14 protein-coding genes are annotated in these 13,411 nt (G+C 42.8%); 10 read left to right on the top strand and 4 right to left on the bottom strand.

The window, feature by feature from the left end:
• Positions 1 to 11 precede the first annotated feature (11 nt).
• Positions 12 to 698, top strand: a complete 687-nt coding sequence (locus CWO08_RS12610) for a RimK/LysX family protein (protein WP_057622204.1) — start codon at positions 12 to 14, stop codon at positions 696 to 698.
• Between the two features lie 324 nt (positions 699 to 1,022).
• Positions 1,023 to 2,630: an ABC-F family ATPase gene (locus CWO08_RS12605; protein ID WP_081090187.1), complete on the top strand. Its 1,608-nt coding sequence runs from the start codon at positions 1,023 to 1,025 to the stop codon at positions 2,628 to 2,630.
• A 136-nt stretch (positions 2,631 to 2,766) separates the two neighbouring features.
• On the opposite strand, the gene CWO08_RS12600 is transcribed toward CWO08_RS12605, so the two are convergent.
• Both CWO08_RS12600 and CWO08_RS12595 read right to left on the bottom strand, forming a co-directional pair.
• Positions 2,767 to 3,291, bottom strand: a complete 525-nt coding sequence (locus CWO08_RS12600) for a hypothetical protein (protein ID WP_048608275.1) — start codon at positions 3,289 to 3,291, stop codon at positions 2,767 to 2,769.
• Between the two features lie 98 nt (positions 3,292 to 3,389).
• The gene (locus tag CWO08_RS12595; RefSeq protein ID WP_102433172.1) at positions 3,390 to 3,770 is read right to left on the bottom strand and encodes a YgiW/YdeI family stress tolerance OB fold protein; all 381 of its coding nucleotides are present in this window, start codon (positions 3,768 to 3,770) and stop codon (positions 3,390 to 3,392) included.
• Positions 3,771 to 4,040: 270 nt separating this feature from the next.
• On the opposite strand from CWO08_RS12595, the gene CWO08_RS12590 reads away from it, so the two are divergent.
• From CWO08_RS12590 to modC, 4 genes are read left to right on the top strand one after another with little or no spacing between them, the layout of a single operon-like run.
• Positions 4,041 to 5,510 (top strand): cobyric acid synthase, encoded by a 1,470-nt coding sequence (locus CWO08_RS12590; protein ID WP_108020563.1) that lies wholly within the window; start codon positions 4,041 to 4,043, stop codon positions 5,508 to 5,510.
• A 13-nt stretch (positions 5,511 to 5,523) separates the two neighbouring features.
• Entirely contained in the window at positions 5,524 to 6,282 is a 759-nt protein-coding gene (gene modA, locus CWO08_RS12585; RefSeq protein ID WP_108020562.1) for a molybdate ABC transporter substrate-binding protein, read from the top strand.
• Positions 6,283 to 6,981, top strand: coding sequence for a molybdate ABC transporter permease subunit (gene modB / locus CWO08_RS12580; RefSeq protein ID WP_108020561.1), 699 nt, complete (start codon positions 6,283 to 6,285; stop codon positions 6,979 to 6,981).
• On the top strand, positions 6,978 to 8,084 hold the full coding sequence (gene modC / locus CWO08_RS12575; RefSeq protein WP_102433175.1) for a molybdenum ABC transporter ATP-binding protein ModC: 1,107 nt from the start codon (positions 6,978 to 6,980) through the stop codon (positions 8,082 to 8,084). Before modB ends, modC begins: the two co-directional genes overlap by 4 nt.
• Positions 8,085 to 8,357: 273 nt before the next feature.
• Here the strand turns inward: modC and CWO08_RS12570 are convergent, their stop codons facing one another.
• Entirely contained in the window at positions 8,358 to 8,795 is a 438-nt protein-coding gene (locus CWO08_RS12570) for a DUF3069 domain-containing protein (protein ID WP_004731036.1), read from the bottom strand.
• A 152-nt stretch (positions 8,796 to 8,947) separates the two neighbouring features.
• Between CWO08_RS12570 and CWO08_RS12565 the strand changes: the two genes are divergently transcribed.
• Positions 8,948 to 9,898: a diguanylate cyclase gene (locus CWO08_RS12565; protein WP_108020560.1), complete on the top strand. Its 951-nt coding sequence runs from the start codon at positions 8,948 to 8,950 to the stop codon at positions 9,896 to 9,898.
• A gap of 78 nt (positions 9,899 to 9,976) precedes the next feature.
• The gene (locus tag CWO08_RS12560) at positions 9,977 to 10,987 is read left to right on the top strand and encodes a Solitary outer membrane autotransporter beta-barrel domain (RefSeq protein ID WP_102433177.1); all 1,011 of its coding nucleotides are present in this window, start codon (positions 9,977 to 9,979) and stop codon (positions 10,985 to 10,987) included.
• Positions 10,988 to 11,019: 32 nt separating this feature from the next.
• On the opposite strand, the gene CWO08_RS12555 is transcribed toward CWO08_RS12560, so the two are convergent.
• Positions 11,020 to 12,261 (bottom strand): GGDEF domain-containing protein, encoded by a 1,242-nt coding sequence (locus CWO08_RS12555; RefSeq protein ID WP_108020559.1) that lies wholly within the window; start codon positions 12,259 to 12,261, stop codon positions 11,020 to 11,022.
• A 339-nt stretch (positions 12,262 to 12,600) separates the two neighbouring features.
• Here CWO08_RS12555 and CWO08_RS12550 point away from each other — a divergent pair, with 339 nt between their 5' ends.
• A complete protein-coding gene (locus CWO08_RS12550; protein ID WP_048660158.1) occupies positions 12,601 to 12,969 on the top strand; it encodes a late competence development ComFB family protein in 369 nt (122 codons plus the stop codon).
• Positions 12,970 to 13,008: 39 nt separating this feature from the next.
• A complete protein-coding gene (locus CWO08_RS12545; RefSeq protein WP_004731023.1) occupies positions 13,009 to 13,290 on the top strand; it encodes an HlyU family transcriptional regulator in 282 nt (93 codons plus the stop codon).
• The last annotated feature ends 121 nt before the right edge of the window (positions 13,291 to 13,411 follow it).

Raw genomic sequence — 13,411 nt, 5'->3', positions numbered from 1 at the left:
AAGGTGACTGAATGTATAACTGGAAAGCGATTGTAGTTTTAATGCTAAGTGGTGGCCTGTTTGCTTGTTCGACGACGACTCAAGCTCCTGTCGAGCCAGAGCAAAAGCCTCAAGTAGAACAACCTGTTGTGGATGACTCTTCAAAGACTGACGCAACTGAAGGCGAGAAAGTAACGGAACCTACAGAGAAGCCTGAAGAAGTAAAACCAACTGAACCAGAAGTGAAACCAAAGCCTGAAGAAAAGCCAGCTCCAAAGCCGACTAAAACAAGCGATGGCAAACTGATTCTTGGTGAAGAAGAGTGGGTGTTTGTACCAGGTTTGAAAGAAGCGTTTAAAGCACGTGTCGATACAGGCGCAACAACCTCTTCAATCAGTGCGGTTGATATTGTTGATTTTGAACGTGACGGAAAAGACTGGGTTAAGTTCAAAATCGAACATGACGGCATCACTACGGAAGAGATCAGCTTACCGGTAGAGCGTTGGGTTAAGATCAAGCAGTCGAGCGCGGAAGGCACACAACGACGTGCTGTGGTTGTCGCTTCAATTCAAATCGGTGACCTGAAAGACAAAACTGAGTTTACTCTAGCGGACCGAACGCATCTTTCATTCCCACTTCTGTTGGGTAGAAGCTTCTTTAGAGATGTTGCGGTAGTAGATGTAAGCCAAAAATACGTTCAAAAGAAAATAACTAAATAACAGTTCTGCTAGTCATCAAAGCTTTTCGTTTGGAAGAGCTATAGTTTCAAAAGTGACGAGCTTAAAAGACTTTTAGTGTTGATAAATGAAATCCCTGCCGGTTCTGCTGGTGGGGATTTTTCTATTTACACCCCAATAACGTATGAAAAGCATCTAAATGGTCTATGTTTACTATTCGTTTACTGTTTAACCTCGACAACGTGATCGAGATCTCTATATAATCCGCGCTTCGATTTTTGTTTAATCCATACTTTCGTACTTCTTATTTAGGTTCTTGAAATAGCCTAATAATTATCTGTCAGTACACGCTTAGGAATTAGTTCTTTGATATCTACCGCGAACATCACAATGCAATTTGGCGCAGAGCCGCTGTTTGAAAACATCTCTGCTAAATTTGGTAACGGCAACCGTTATGGTTTGATCGGCGCCAATGGTTGCGGCAAATCAACGTTCATGAAAATCCTAAGTGGCGCATTAACGCCAAGTTCGGGCAACGTTTCTATCACTCCAGGAGAAAAACTGGGTGTGCTTAGCCAAGATCAGTTCGCTTTCGAACAATACAGCGTTATTGACGTTGTAATTATGGGCGACAGAAAACTGTGGGAAGTAAAACAAGAACGCGACCGCATTTACTCTTTGCCAGAAATGAGCGAAGACGATGGTATGAAAGTTGCAGAACTTGAAAGCGAATTCGCGGAAATGGATGGCTACACAGCAGAAAGCCGTGCTGGCGATATCCTAATCCAAGCCGGTATCGAAGAAGAGTTCCATTTCGGTCTGATGCAGCAAGTTGCTCCAGGTTGGAAACTGCGTGTGCTATTGGCACAAGCGCTATTTGCAAACCCAGATATCTTGCTACTTGATGAACCAACCAACAACTTGGACATTCATACGATCAACTGGCTTGCTGAAGAGCTAAACCAGCGTAAATGTACAATGATCATCATTTCGCACGATAGACACTTCCTGAACTCTGTATGTACGCACATGGCTGATATCGACTACGGTGAGCTACGCGTTTACCCTGGTAACTACGAGTACTTCCTAGAAGCGTCTGGTTTGATTCGAGAGCAGCTTCTAGCAAGCAACGCTAAGAAAGCGGCTGAAATCAGTGAGCTTCAAGACTTCGTAAACCGTTTTGGTGCGAACGCATCGAAAGCGAAACAAGCAAGTTCTCGTGCTAAGAAAATGGACAAGATCACGCTTGATGAAGTGAAATCATCGAGCCGTATGAGCCCATCAATTGATTTTGGTGAAGGCAAGAAACTGCACCGTCAAGCGCTTGAACTTCAAGACCTTGGTCACGGCTTCGATGGCGAAACATTGTTTGCTGGTGGTAACTTGCTACTTGAAGCGGGTACACGTCTTGCCGTAATCGGTGAGAACGGCGTAGGTAAAACCACACTTCTACGTTGCTTAGTTCAAGAGCTAGAGCAAAACGAAGGCATCGTAAAATGGTCTGAAAATGCATCGGTAGGTTATTGCCCACAAGATAGCACTAAGGATTTTGATAACGACCTGAGCATCTTTGATTGGATCTCACAATGGCGAACAGTGAAGCACGATGATCTAATGGTACGTGGTATTCTAGGTCGTCTATTGTTCACTGCTGACGATGCGAACAAGAAAGCGCGTAACTGTTCTGGTGGTGAAAAGAACCGTCTGTTATTCGGCAAGCTAATGATGCAAGACATCAACGTGCTGGTAATGGACGAACCAACCAACCACATGGATATGGAAGCAATCCAAGCCCTGAACGATGCACTTAAGGTTTACACTGGCACACTTATCTTCGTAAGCCATGACCGCGAGTTCGTTTCTTCACTAGCAACACACATCATCGATGTGAAAGACCAACAGCTAGTGAGCTTCCAAGGTACTTACGAAGAATACCTAGATCACCAGAAAAAGATGCTGATGGTTAATTTATAAAGCAAGTCGCTGGCTTAGGGCGTGAACGGCTAGAAGCCAGCGAAACTCATAAACAAAAAAGCGCCGAACATTAATGTGTTCGGCGCTTTTGTATTTAATTCATATCGCTATTTATTACTCATTAACCAAACTTAGATTAGAAACCGAATCGAGCAGACATTAAGATTTGGTGGCCGTATGTGCCGTTATTACGCATATCAAGGCCAACAGACAGTTGATCAGTAGAATGGAAACGAGCACCGATACCAACAATAGAACGAGTGTCATCGTTGTCGATCAGTTGACCAAGGCGCGCGTTAACTTCAACGTTTGCCATTAACCAAGCTCTCAAGCCAAGGTTGATTTCTGTTTTGATGTGGTTGTCGTCATTACGTTCGATGTTGTGCAGTAACATTTGACCAGTAACGTCAGCAAATTGACTGATTGGGCCGTTGAATCCCATACCTACCGCTGCATCCCAATCACTTTCAAACTCTGAATCGATACGAGCAACAAAGTGAGAGTTCTGAGTGAACATTGTTGTTACTTCACCGCCGAAAGTACTTGGGCTAGTACCCATGCGCAGCTCGAATGTGTTGTAGTTAAAGTTGTTTGCAGACGCAGAGAATGAACACAGTGCAGCGAGTCCTAAGAGGACAGTCTTATTCGTGCAACCTAGCATGGTGACTCCATATAAATTGTATTTTCGGCAGTATAATACAAAAAAGCCTGCAATATGCAGGCCAATTGTTTGAAGTCAGTATGTTTTATAATTATCGCTTATAGAACTTGGATATGATCTACTTCGATTTCCGGAGTTTTTCCGCCTTCGTATTCACCAAAGATACGAACTTTTGTATCAGCGGTTAGCGGTTGTGCTAGGCGGATGTCGTCATCCAGTTCTATTTGAATTTCACTCTGGCCGTCAGAGAATACAAACGTGTCATTCTTTAGTTGACGAACAATCTTGCCATCCACAATTGCTTCTTGCTCTGCGAACATGCTTGTATCGGCAAGCAGTGTCGCAACAGAAACGGTTTCAATTGGTCCAGTGTAAGCAATAGCGCTTTCGTGCTTGTTATTGTTGCTGTGGTCACTAGCCATTGCGAAAGTTGGGGCAAGGATAATAGTAGATGCGATAGCTAATACAGTTTTTTTCATGGTGAATTCCTTAATGTTGTTTTTAGTAGAAACGTTTTCTCAATTTGAAACGTTTCTTTTCGTTAGTACGTTTTTTGTTGAAGCGCCTGTTATCGTTCACAAGCTTCGTTTCGATGTAGCTATTAAACAACACTGGGGTTGAATCCAGAGTGAGTAACACATTCATTTTCCATTCATTTTATTGAGCATCTGCTTAGCAATGACGTTAAGATGGAGGTAGAGAAATATTGCCTTCAGCTACAAATTGAGAAATTAAGGATTTAAGTACAAATGCGAGCACCATTAAGCGCCCTTATGGTTCAAGGAACCACGTCAGATGCCGGAAAAAGTGTATTGGTGGCAGGTTTATGCCGTGTCTTGGCAAGGAAAGGAATCAAAGTGGCACCATTCAAGCCACAGAATATGGCGTTAAACAGTGCTGTGACAAAAGATGGTGGTGAAATTGGTCGCGCTCAAGCGGTTCAAGCGCAAGCTTGTAATATTGAGCCAACCGTTCACATGAATCCTGTACTACTAAAACCTAATTCAGATACCGGCGCACAAGTGATTCTGCAAGGCCGAGCGCTGAGTAACATGGAAGCGACGGGTTATCATGATTACAAGAAAGTTGCGATGGATACGGTTGTCGATTCGTTTGATCGACTTTCTGAAGAATACGAAAGTGTAATGATTGAAGGTGCGGGTAGCCCAGCTGAAATCAATCTCCGTGAAAATGATATCGCTAACATGGGATTTGCTGAAAAAGCGGATATCCCAGTGATCATCGTTGCTGATATTGACCGTGGTGGCGTTTTTGCGCACCTCTACGGCACATTGGCTCTGTTATCTGAAACTGAACAAGCTCGCGTAAAAGGTTTTGTGATAAACCGCTTTAGAGGCGATATCGCACTTCTTCAATCTGGCCTAGATTGGCTAGAGGAAAAAACTGGTAAACCAGTGATTGGTGTCTTGCCGTATCTTCATGGTTTTAACTTAGAAGCTGAAGATGCGATTACCTCTGCTCAAGAGTCTGACGGAGAAGCTAAGCTTAAGGTCGTGGTTCCGGTGTTAACCAGAATCAGCAATCACACGGACTTTGATGCGCTAAGACTGAATCCTTCAATTGATTTACGTTATGTCGGTAAAGGCGAACGTGTAAACAATGCAGATTTGATTATCTTGCCGGGTACAAAATCTGTAAGAGCAGATTTGGATTACCTAAAACAACAAGGCTGGGATAAAGATATTCAACGTCACTTGCGCTTAGGTGGCAAAGTGATGGGGATCTGCGGCGGCTATCAAATGTTAGGTAACATCATCCACGATCCTGATGGCGTTGAAGGTACGCCCGGCAGCAGTGAAGGGTTAGGGTATTTGGATACTGAAACGACTCTTACACAGCAGAAAACTTTAACAAATGTACGCGGCACCATGACGCTTGATGGTAAAACAGCACCAGTAAAAGGTTACGAAATTCACGTAGGTAGGACTGATGTCAATGAAACGGCTTTACCTGTTCAGTTAGAATCAGGCAACCTTGATGGCGCTGTAAATCAAGACAACTCGATTTTTGGTACTTACCTGCATGGCGTATTCGATAACAGTGATGCGTTGTCGCTTATTTGCGAATGGGCAGGAGCCAACGATGTAACAGCGATTGACCATGAACAGCTTAAAAAGCTGGGTATTAATCGAATCGCGGATGCCATCGAAGAGTACTTAGATCTTGACCTGCTTTGGCCAGAACTGAAACGAACATAGATAAGTGATAACAATGAAAAAGCGAGTCATCCTTTTAGCCATGGCCTTAACTTCGGCACTGACTTCCACTCATCTTTTGGCTGCTGAAAAGCTGCGAGTTTATGCTGCATCATCAATGACCAATGCTGTTAATCTGTTGGTTGAAGAGTTTGAGAAAGATCATTCTGTCGATGTGATTCCTGTGTATGCGAGCACATCTTCTTTGGTGCGACAAATTGAAAGAGGAGCGCCAGCAGACATCTTCATCTCGGCAAATGAGAAATGGATGGCGCATTTAGTCGACCGAAAATACGTTTCTAGTGACAATGTCACCAATCTGTGTGAGAACGAACTTGTGCTGATTTCCCCTAAAGAGACATCGGTAACATTAGACCTATCAAAAGGTAATCAATGGGCTAAACTGCTTACTAATGAGAGGCTTGCAGTGGGCAACACCATATCGGTTCCTGCTGGTATCTATGCGAAAGAAGCGTTAGAAACGTTAGGTGTATGGGACGATGTGAAGACTCGATTGGCACCAAGTAACAATGTTCGTATGGCCTTAGCCTTAGTAGAGCGTAGTGAAGCTAAGCTTGGGATTGTCTACAAGACGGACGCATTGCTTTCAAAAGAAGTAAATCTAGTGTTGACGTTCCCATCTGATCTGCACACACCAATACGTTACCCTGTAGCGAAATTGAACGATAAAGTCGTTGCAGAAGAGTTCTATACTTTCCTAAAGAGCGAAAAAGCGAAAGACACCTTGAACAGTTTTGGATTTGAAGTGCGTTAAATGAGTTACTTATCGGAATACGAATACCAAGCCTTAATGCTGAGCTTGAAAGTCGCTGGGTTTGCCATCTTATGGCTTATTCCTATCGGCATTGGTTTGGCGTGGCTACTTGCTAAGAAACAATTTGTAGGCAAAAGCATTGTAGAGAGCATTGTCCATTTACCTCTGGTACTTCCACCTGTGGTCATCGGATATTTACTGTTAGTGATGATGGGTAGGCAAGGCATCATAGGCTCGTGGCTCAATGACGTGTTTGGTATTGTATTCAGCTTTAGCTGGAAGGGCGCGGCACTTGCTTGCGTGGTTGTGGCGTTGCCGTTGATGGTTCGTTCTATCAGGTTGAGCCTAGAAACTGTAGACAGTAAGCTTGAAGAGGCCGCTGCCACACTGGGGGCTTCACCTGTTCGCGTGTTTTTTACGATCACTTTGCCCTTGATGACCCCTGGGATCATTACCGGCACCATGCTTTCATTCGCAAGAAGCCTAGGTGAGTTTGGTGCGACGATCAGCTTCGTTTCAAATATTCCCGGCGAAACTCAAACCATTCCATTGGCCATGTATACCTTTATTGAAACCCCTGGTGCGGAAATGGAAGCGGCACGTTTGTGTGTCATTTCAATTGTTATAGCGCTTGGTTCATTGATGCTTTCTGAATGGCTCAATAAGAAGTCGGCACAGCGACTAGGAGGCAATGCATGAGTGCTTTGATCCTCCAATACCAGCAACAGTTGGGTGAAACTTTCTTTGATATCGACCTAGAACTCCCAAGTTCCGGTATTACTGCGATCTTTGGTCGTTCTGGCGCGGGTAAAACATCGCTTATCAATGCGATTAGTGGTCTTAAACAGCCAGATAAGGGCTTGATCAGCGTATCGGGAACCACCTTGTTTGATAGTTATAAGGGCATTAACTTGCCGACTCACAAACGTAATGTCGGCTATGTGTTTCAAGAGTCGCGATTGTTTCCGCACATGAAGGTGTCAGGCAATCTTAAATATGGCATCAAAGACTTTGATAAAACGCATTTCGATCAGATTGTCTCCTTGTTATCTCTCGGTTTATTGCTAGACCGTTATCCAGCTCGTTTGTCTGGCGGCGAAAAGCAACGTGTGGCGATCGGCCGCGCATTGTTATCAAAGCCCAGCATTTTGTTGATGGATGAGCCTCTGGCGTCTCTCGACTTGCCCCGCAAGCGTGAAGTGATGCCGTTTCTGGAAAACTTATCTGAAACTGTCCAAATACCGATCATCTATGTCACTCATAGCCTTAATGAGATTTTACGCTTGGCACATCACCTTGTGATCATTGACCAAGGTAAAGTTATTTCATCGGGCGTGACAGAAGAGGTTTGGGCATCGAGAGCTATGCAACCGTGGCAATCTTTCTCAGAGCAAAGCTCATTATTTGAAGCCACATTAGCGGAACACAATGATGATTATGCGCTGTCTCGCCTAATGTTAGGAAAGTCGACGTCATTATGGGTTCAGAAAGTGTCGAGTGAGCTTGGTACTGCAGTAAGGCTGCAAGTTAGGGCAAATGATGTTTCTATCACACTAGAACAGCCGAAAGGGACTTCGATTCGTAATATCCTTCCTGTCACTATTAAAAGCGTAGAGACGCACCAACAAGGCACAAATAAGCAGAGTGTCGCTGTCGAACTAGAGTTAGAGTCTGGATGTTACTTATGGGCAACGATTACGTTGTGGGCTCTGGATGAGTTGAATCTAGAAATTGGGCAGCGTGTTTACGCGCAAATTAAAGGTGTAAGTGTCGCTCAAAGAGATATCGCGGTAACACATTAAATCTGTCAAGGTCACCTTTTCGATATTGTCGTGATGTTGCAGTTTCTAGGCTCTGAAAATTCGATCTTGATTCCATGAATGGAGACATGCGTCATTTTTATACGGTATAACTGCCAGTTTTGAGCCACACTGTATGTGTGCTGAGGCATATTAATTACCTCAATAATAAGAAAAAGTATCAGGCACAAAAAAGCCGCATGTTTGTAATAACATACGGCTTCATCATTAAGTTTTCGTTAAGCATTCAACCTAAAGTTAGGTCTGAGGAATAGCTTATCGGATGAAGACTTCTTTAAAATCACGCTTCAAGATAGCATCGCGACGCGCTTTCTTGATTTGCTTAGCCATATCTTTTACACAGTTATGTAAAATTTGGTCAAGTAGTTGAGCTCGGTACTCTTCTTTTTCTTCATCAGACATGCCTTCTGGAAGTTTAAGAGTAGGGAACTCTTCCATCATGTTTACGCCAGCAAAAGCTTGGCTAACAGATATTAGAGCGTGGAATTGCTCAAAGTTGTCCAAAACATTTTGTGCGCTTGCTGGAAGGCTGCTCCAAGTTTCACGCACTGCTTCTTCAGACACCTCATGAATAGAAGTAACCATGTTGTGCATCTCTTTAGGCACTTCATCAAATTCGATAACTTGGCGAAGCTCTGGTGAGATAGTGGTTAAATCGATTTCTTGTACTTCGTTGTTTGTAGCGTCTGACATAGTATTTCTCTTTAAAAAGAAACAATGCTAAAAAGATCTGTAAAAAAGTCAATATAATATAGAGATTAGGGCATGATTTAAGCCCAAATTTGAGCTACTTTGAATATTCAACACTAGATAAAGGTGATGTGATGATAGAAAAGGGATCTTCGATGCGCATATTGCTGGTTGATGATGTTCAACTAGACAGGATGCAACTTGCTATTCGACTCAAGCAATTGGGTCATATTGTTGAAGCTGTCGGTAGCGGAAAAGAAGCCCTGAACGTCTATTCTGATTTTGATCCTGAACTTGTGTTACTTGATATTAGCATGCCAGACATGGATGGTTTTGAGGTGGCTAACGAGGTTCGTAGGCAATTTCCAGAATGGGTTCCGATCATCTTTCTAAGTGGCCACGAAGAACCTGAAATGATCGCGAAAGCGATTGACGCTGGTGGTGATGATTACCTGATAAAACCTGTAAACAAGGTGGTTTTAAATTCTAAGCTGATTGCGATGCAGCGTATCGCGCATATGAGACGAGAGTTAAAACAGAGTACCGCCAAGCTCGAAGAACTGAATATCCTCTTGCAGCAACAAGCCAATGAAGATGGCTTGACCAAATTGTACAACCGTCGATATATGGACACTAAGCTTGAAGAGAGCATAGCGTGGCATGGAAGGCGTAATATACCCATGACAGTTATATTGCTAGATGTAGACTTCTTTAAGCCTTACAACGATAATTACGGCCATATTCAAGGGGATAAGTGCTTGCAAGAGCTTGCTAATACCTTGAAGCTGCTTTTTGTTCGAGCAGGAGAGTTTGTCGGCCGTTATGGCGGTGAAGAGTTTGTTCTTATCTTAAGTGATACGGATAGTGATGCTGCTATGCAACAGGCGACACGCATAAAAGAAGCGCTACATGAAATGAATTACGTCCACGATTATTCAACGGTTTCTGATAGGGTGACAGTGTCACAAGGTGTGTTGTCATTTGCACCAGAAGGGGGTGAATCTATCGCCTCTATTTACGAAAAGGTTGATCAAGCGCTTTATCAAGCGAAGCAAAGTGGTAGAAATACCTTTGTACAGCGCAGTATTTTGGAGCTTGCAGGCTAGTTGGCGAGCTCTTCCGGATATTTGAATTTATACTTCTATTAGCGTTTGAGCTTGGAAGTACTTTAAGTGATAAGAGAAATGCCATATTCAAAGTCATTTTCTATGGCTAATACATGTTGGACACTGATTGTCCCTGTATTCTACTTTGCGGTTCCTACCAATGTTCAAGCGAACCAGTTGTCTGATCTTGTCCGTAAGGATATAGAGCAGAACTTTGCAACCAGTGTACTTCTTAACGACACTGATGTTTTTACCTTTGGTATCAACAACTTTGACCCTAATAAAGTGTTTCGTTTAGACAACGAAGACATTGGTTCGAATGATTCCGTAAGTCGTCGGAAAAACATAACCTCACTTAGCCTCCCTTATACATTTGAGCTACCAGCTTATATCGAAGATAACCATCAAGAGGTGACGCTGCGCTTATCAGCATTACGCACTGAGAAAGACGTTCAATACGCATCAGAAACTGTGTCTGATTTTCAGAAAGAGACTGTGATATCTGGCTATGTTGAGTTTGCAAACGTGTCTCAGTTGGATGAGTACTGGAGTTTTCATTCAGCGATTGGTAACCATATCTCTTACTATCGGAATGATTTTGAGTATCGTGCGAACATACTTAAACCTGTTGCCGAACAGCTTGATGGGTTGTATCTCAATACTGACGCTTGGGCTTACATCATAGAGCCCAAGATTAAATTGATCTATGAAGACAAGAATAACTGGGGTAAATACAAACTCAGTACCAGTTGGCATTATTTTAATGGTGTGGGTTGGGGGGAAGCCAATAACGGTAACATTGGCCACCCAGAAGGTTGGTATATCGCCAATGAAGCAAAGATCTTTTATGATTTAGTACGTTGGGACAAAAACATCACATCGATGTACTCCAGTATCAGACGAATTGATATTGGGGGCGATACTGTAGCACCTATGGGGACAACGTCATATTACGAGGGCAGTGTAGGGTGGTTGCTTAACCCAAACCTGTTTAATGAATGGGTCGATAACGTGGGAATAGGTTTTACGATTAACTACGGAAGTAGCTTAAAAGGCGGGAGCTTGGTTATCTTCTTCAACCAAGATTAAGCTCCCTCTAATCTAGTTACCGAGACTTACGTTTAACTATCAACACACAGCTTGTTTCGACCGGTTTCTTTCGCTTTGTAGAGAGCCTTATCAGCAAGCTTCAGCACTTCTTCAGGATGTCTGGTGGTGGTACTGTCAGACAGCCCAATACTCACCGTCACGTTCACCACTTCCGATGGTTTGCCATTCTTACCCCGCTTTTTAATCCCCACTTCATGATCGTCAGGGCGTTCGTGGCTATTCCGAATCGTCATGTCGTAGTTCTGAATCTCGGAAATCAGAGCTTGAAGGTGCTCTTTAACCTGTTCCGAGTATTTGCCTTTAAAAATGATCGTGAACTCTTCGCCACCATAACGATAAGCTTTCGCGCCACCGGTCGTTTCTCTCAGAATACGAGCCACCAGTTTTAACACATCGTCGCCAATATCATGTCCGTAGGTATCGTTGAATTTCTTGAAGTGATCGATATCGACCATTGCCATCGAATATCTACGCCCTAGGTGCTTCATATCGACTTCTAATGCATGTCTACCTGGGATGTTAGTCAGTTGGTCATTAAAGGCCATATCATGGCTAGCAGACATTACATAGACGATAATCAATATGCCTGACAAAGAGAACATGGTGCTTGAGATGTATTGGATATCAAAGAATATGAAGGTACTCGAAGACAACAAAATCGCGCTGTAAACAACGACGTCGATAGAGCGGTTATAGACTAAAACCAAAATCGACGTTAGGCCCAGTAAACAAAGGCTATAGAGCACCAGAATAAAAGGCAGTTTAGAAAAGTCTCTAACGGTAAATAGAACCCCTTCACTCCATGATTCAAAACCTCCGGCATGGAAGTGAGACACAATCAGTTGCGCCCAAACCATGAATAGCACCACAACCAAGGCGTAAAGGAACATGGACTTTGAGTTAACCCCGTTATCGGGGAAGGCATATACCAATAAGCAAGTAACCGGCACTAAAGCGGCCAGAAGAGACAGCTCCAATAATGTGGTTCCAGTGTTTAATGGGGTTTGTAAGCGGACTTGGATGATAAAATAGGCAACGAGCATGGTAAGAGACACCATAGCCATACGACCTTGCCTGAATGTGTGACACAGCAAAACGGCAACGCTCAATAAAATATACGGAAGGTTGCTAGCAAACCCTAAGTTTGAATCGGTCACGAGAATGACGTTGTTCATACCTACGAGTAACATTGCTAATAGAAGTAAGGGAAAGCAAAATCGAAACATGCTCGACGTTACAAAAGAAGATGCCATTTATGTGGTGAGCCTAAGTGTACTGATGATCTTGTAATTTAATTTTATACGTAGGATACGGTTAAACAAGCGATTGCCAAGCTTTTTGCGTAAATCAGAGCAAAAACATAGTCATAGGTCGCTATTGGTGCAACTCTTTTTATATGTATTTGAGTTGCTATTAACCATAGAGCGAACTACATAGTATATATGAGAAATTAATTAGTCGTTATAGTTACTTAACATGCAGTTAGTAAATCTGTAGTAATGAGTAGGGTATAGTAAGGTAACAATATGTAGATCGTTGCCAAATTAGGCTAGGACACGATCTGTTGTGATAGCTACAAATGGAGGTGTGGTATGCAAATTAGTGTTGATGTTCATAACTATATGGAAACTCTGGTGGGTCATGTATTGTCTACCGAGGAATATGTGTCTAGTTATACCAATGAACAGTTGGCGGATCTCGCGTGTTTGGCTTTGGGTCAACTCAAACCCATCTATATTCGTTTTGATATCGATTTTCTGTCAGCATTGCCAGAAGACAAATTGGTGCTCTATAAGCGCAATAGTGAGATCGCGGTCAAAAATGCAGAAAGTATGATTATTGACGACCGAAGACGCGAACGTGACGACAATGTGCCCGTTATATTTAGTCAACACAATTTTGATGATGACGTAGAATTACAATGGTATGAAAAGCCGTTGTTGAACCGTAAACAGTCATGATAGTTTAGGGTTAATACGGTCATTTAAGGAGTAAAAAACGTGGGATTCTTTTCTAGATTATTTGGTGGCAAAGAAAAAACCGAACAAAAAGTAGAGATTGAGCCAGTCGAATATAAGGGTTTCAATATCTATCAAGATGCCATTGCAGAATCTGGTCAATACCGTGTTGCTGGGCGAATTGAGAAAGAATTCGATGGTGAAATTAAAACTCACCGTTTTATTCGTTCAGACGTTGTTTCAAACAAACAAGATGCCGATGAATTGATGCTTAAAAAATCGCAGATGTTCATCGACCAAATGGGCGACAATATATTTAGCTAGCCAATTAGGGTTAGAATTGATGTTGGTCATAATTTCGAGAGCTTTCAGTGTATATGCTGAAAGCTCTTTTTAGTTTTAGGGACAAAGAACAGCTAGTAAGTTGTTATTTAAAGGATTATTT

It is taken from the genome of Vibrio sp. 10N.286.48.B8 (assembly GCF_003050085.1).
GTDB classification, from domain to species: Bacteria; Pseudomonadota; Gammaproteobacteria; order Enterobacterales; family Vibrionaceae; genus Vibrio; species Vibrio crassostreae.
The sequence above is the reverse complement of the archived record's forward strand: the minus strand, read 5'-3'. Positions and strand labels throughout refer to the sequence as shown.

Bases quoted from the DNA above. Each gene is read 5' to 3' on its own strand.
- CWO08_RS12610 (WP_057622204.1), top strand. From the start codon at position 12: ATGTATAACTGGAAAGCGATTGTAGTTTTAATGCTAAGTGGTGGCCTG.
- CWO08_RS12600 (WP_048608275.1), bottom strand. From the start codon at position 3,291: ATGCTAGGTTGCACGAATAAGACTGTCCTCTTAGGACTCGCTGCACTG.
- CWO08_RS12595 (WP_102433172.1), bottom strand. From the start codon at position 3,770: ATGAAAAAAACTGTATTAGCTATCGCATCTACTATTATCCTTGCCCCA.
- CWO08_RS12590 (WP_108020563.1), top strand. From the start codon at position 4,041: ATGCGAGCACCATTAAGCGCCCTTATGGTTCAAGGAACCACGTCAGAT.
- modA (WP_108020562.1), top strand. From the start codon at position 5,524: ATGAAAAAGCGAGTCATCCTTTTAGCCATGGCCTTAACTTCGGCACTG.
- modB (WP_108020561.1), top strand. From the start codon at position 6,283: ATGAGTTACTTATCGGAATACGAATACCAAGCCTTAATGCTGAGCTTG.
- modC (WP_102433175.1), top strand. From the start codon at position 6,978: ATGAGTGCTTTGATCCTCCAATACCAGCAACAGTTGGGTGAAACTTTC.
- CWO08_RS12570 (WP_004731036.1), bottom strand. From the start codon at position 8,795: ATGTCAGACGCTACAAACAACGAAGTACAAGAAATCGATTTAACCACT.
- CWO08_RS12565 (WP_108020560.1), top strand. From the start codon at position 8,948: ATGCGCATATTGCTGGTTGATGATGTTCAACTAGACAGGATGCAACTT.
- CWO08_RS12560 (WP_102433177.1), top strand. From the start codon at position 9,977: ATGCCATATTCAAAGTCATTTTCTATGGCTAATACATGTTGGACACTG.
- CWO08_RS12555 (WP_108020559.1), bottom strand. From the start codon at position 12,261: ATGGCATCTTCTTTTGTAACGTCGAGCATGTTTCGATTTTGCTTTCCC.
- CWO08_RS12550 (WP_048660158.1), top strand. From the start codon at position 12,601: ATGCAAATTAGTGTTGATGTTCATAACTATATGGAAACTCTGGTGGGT.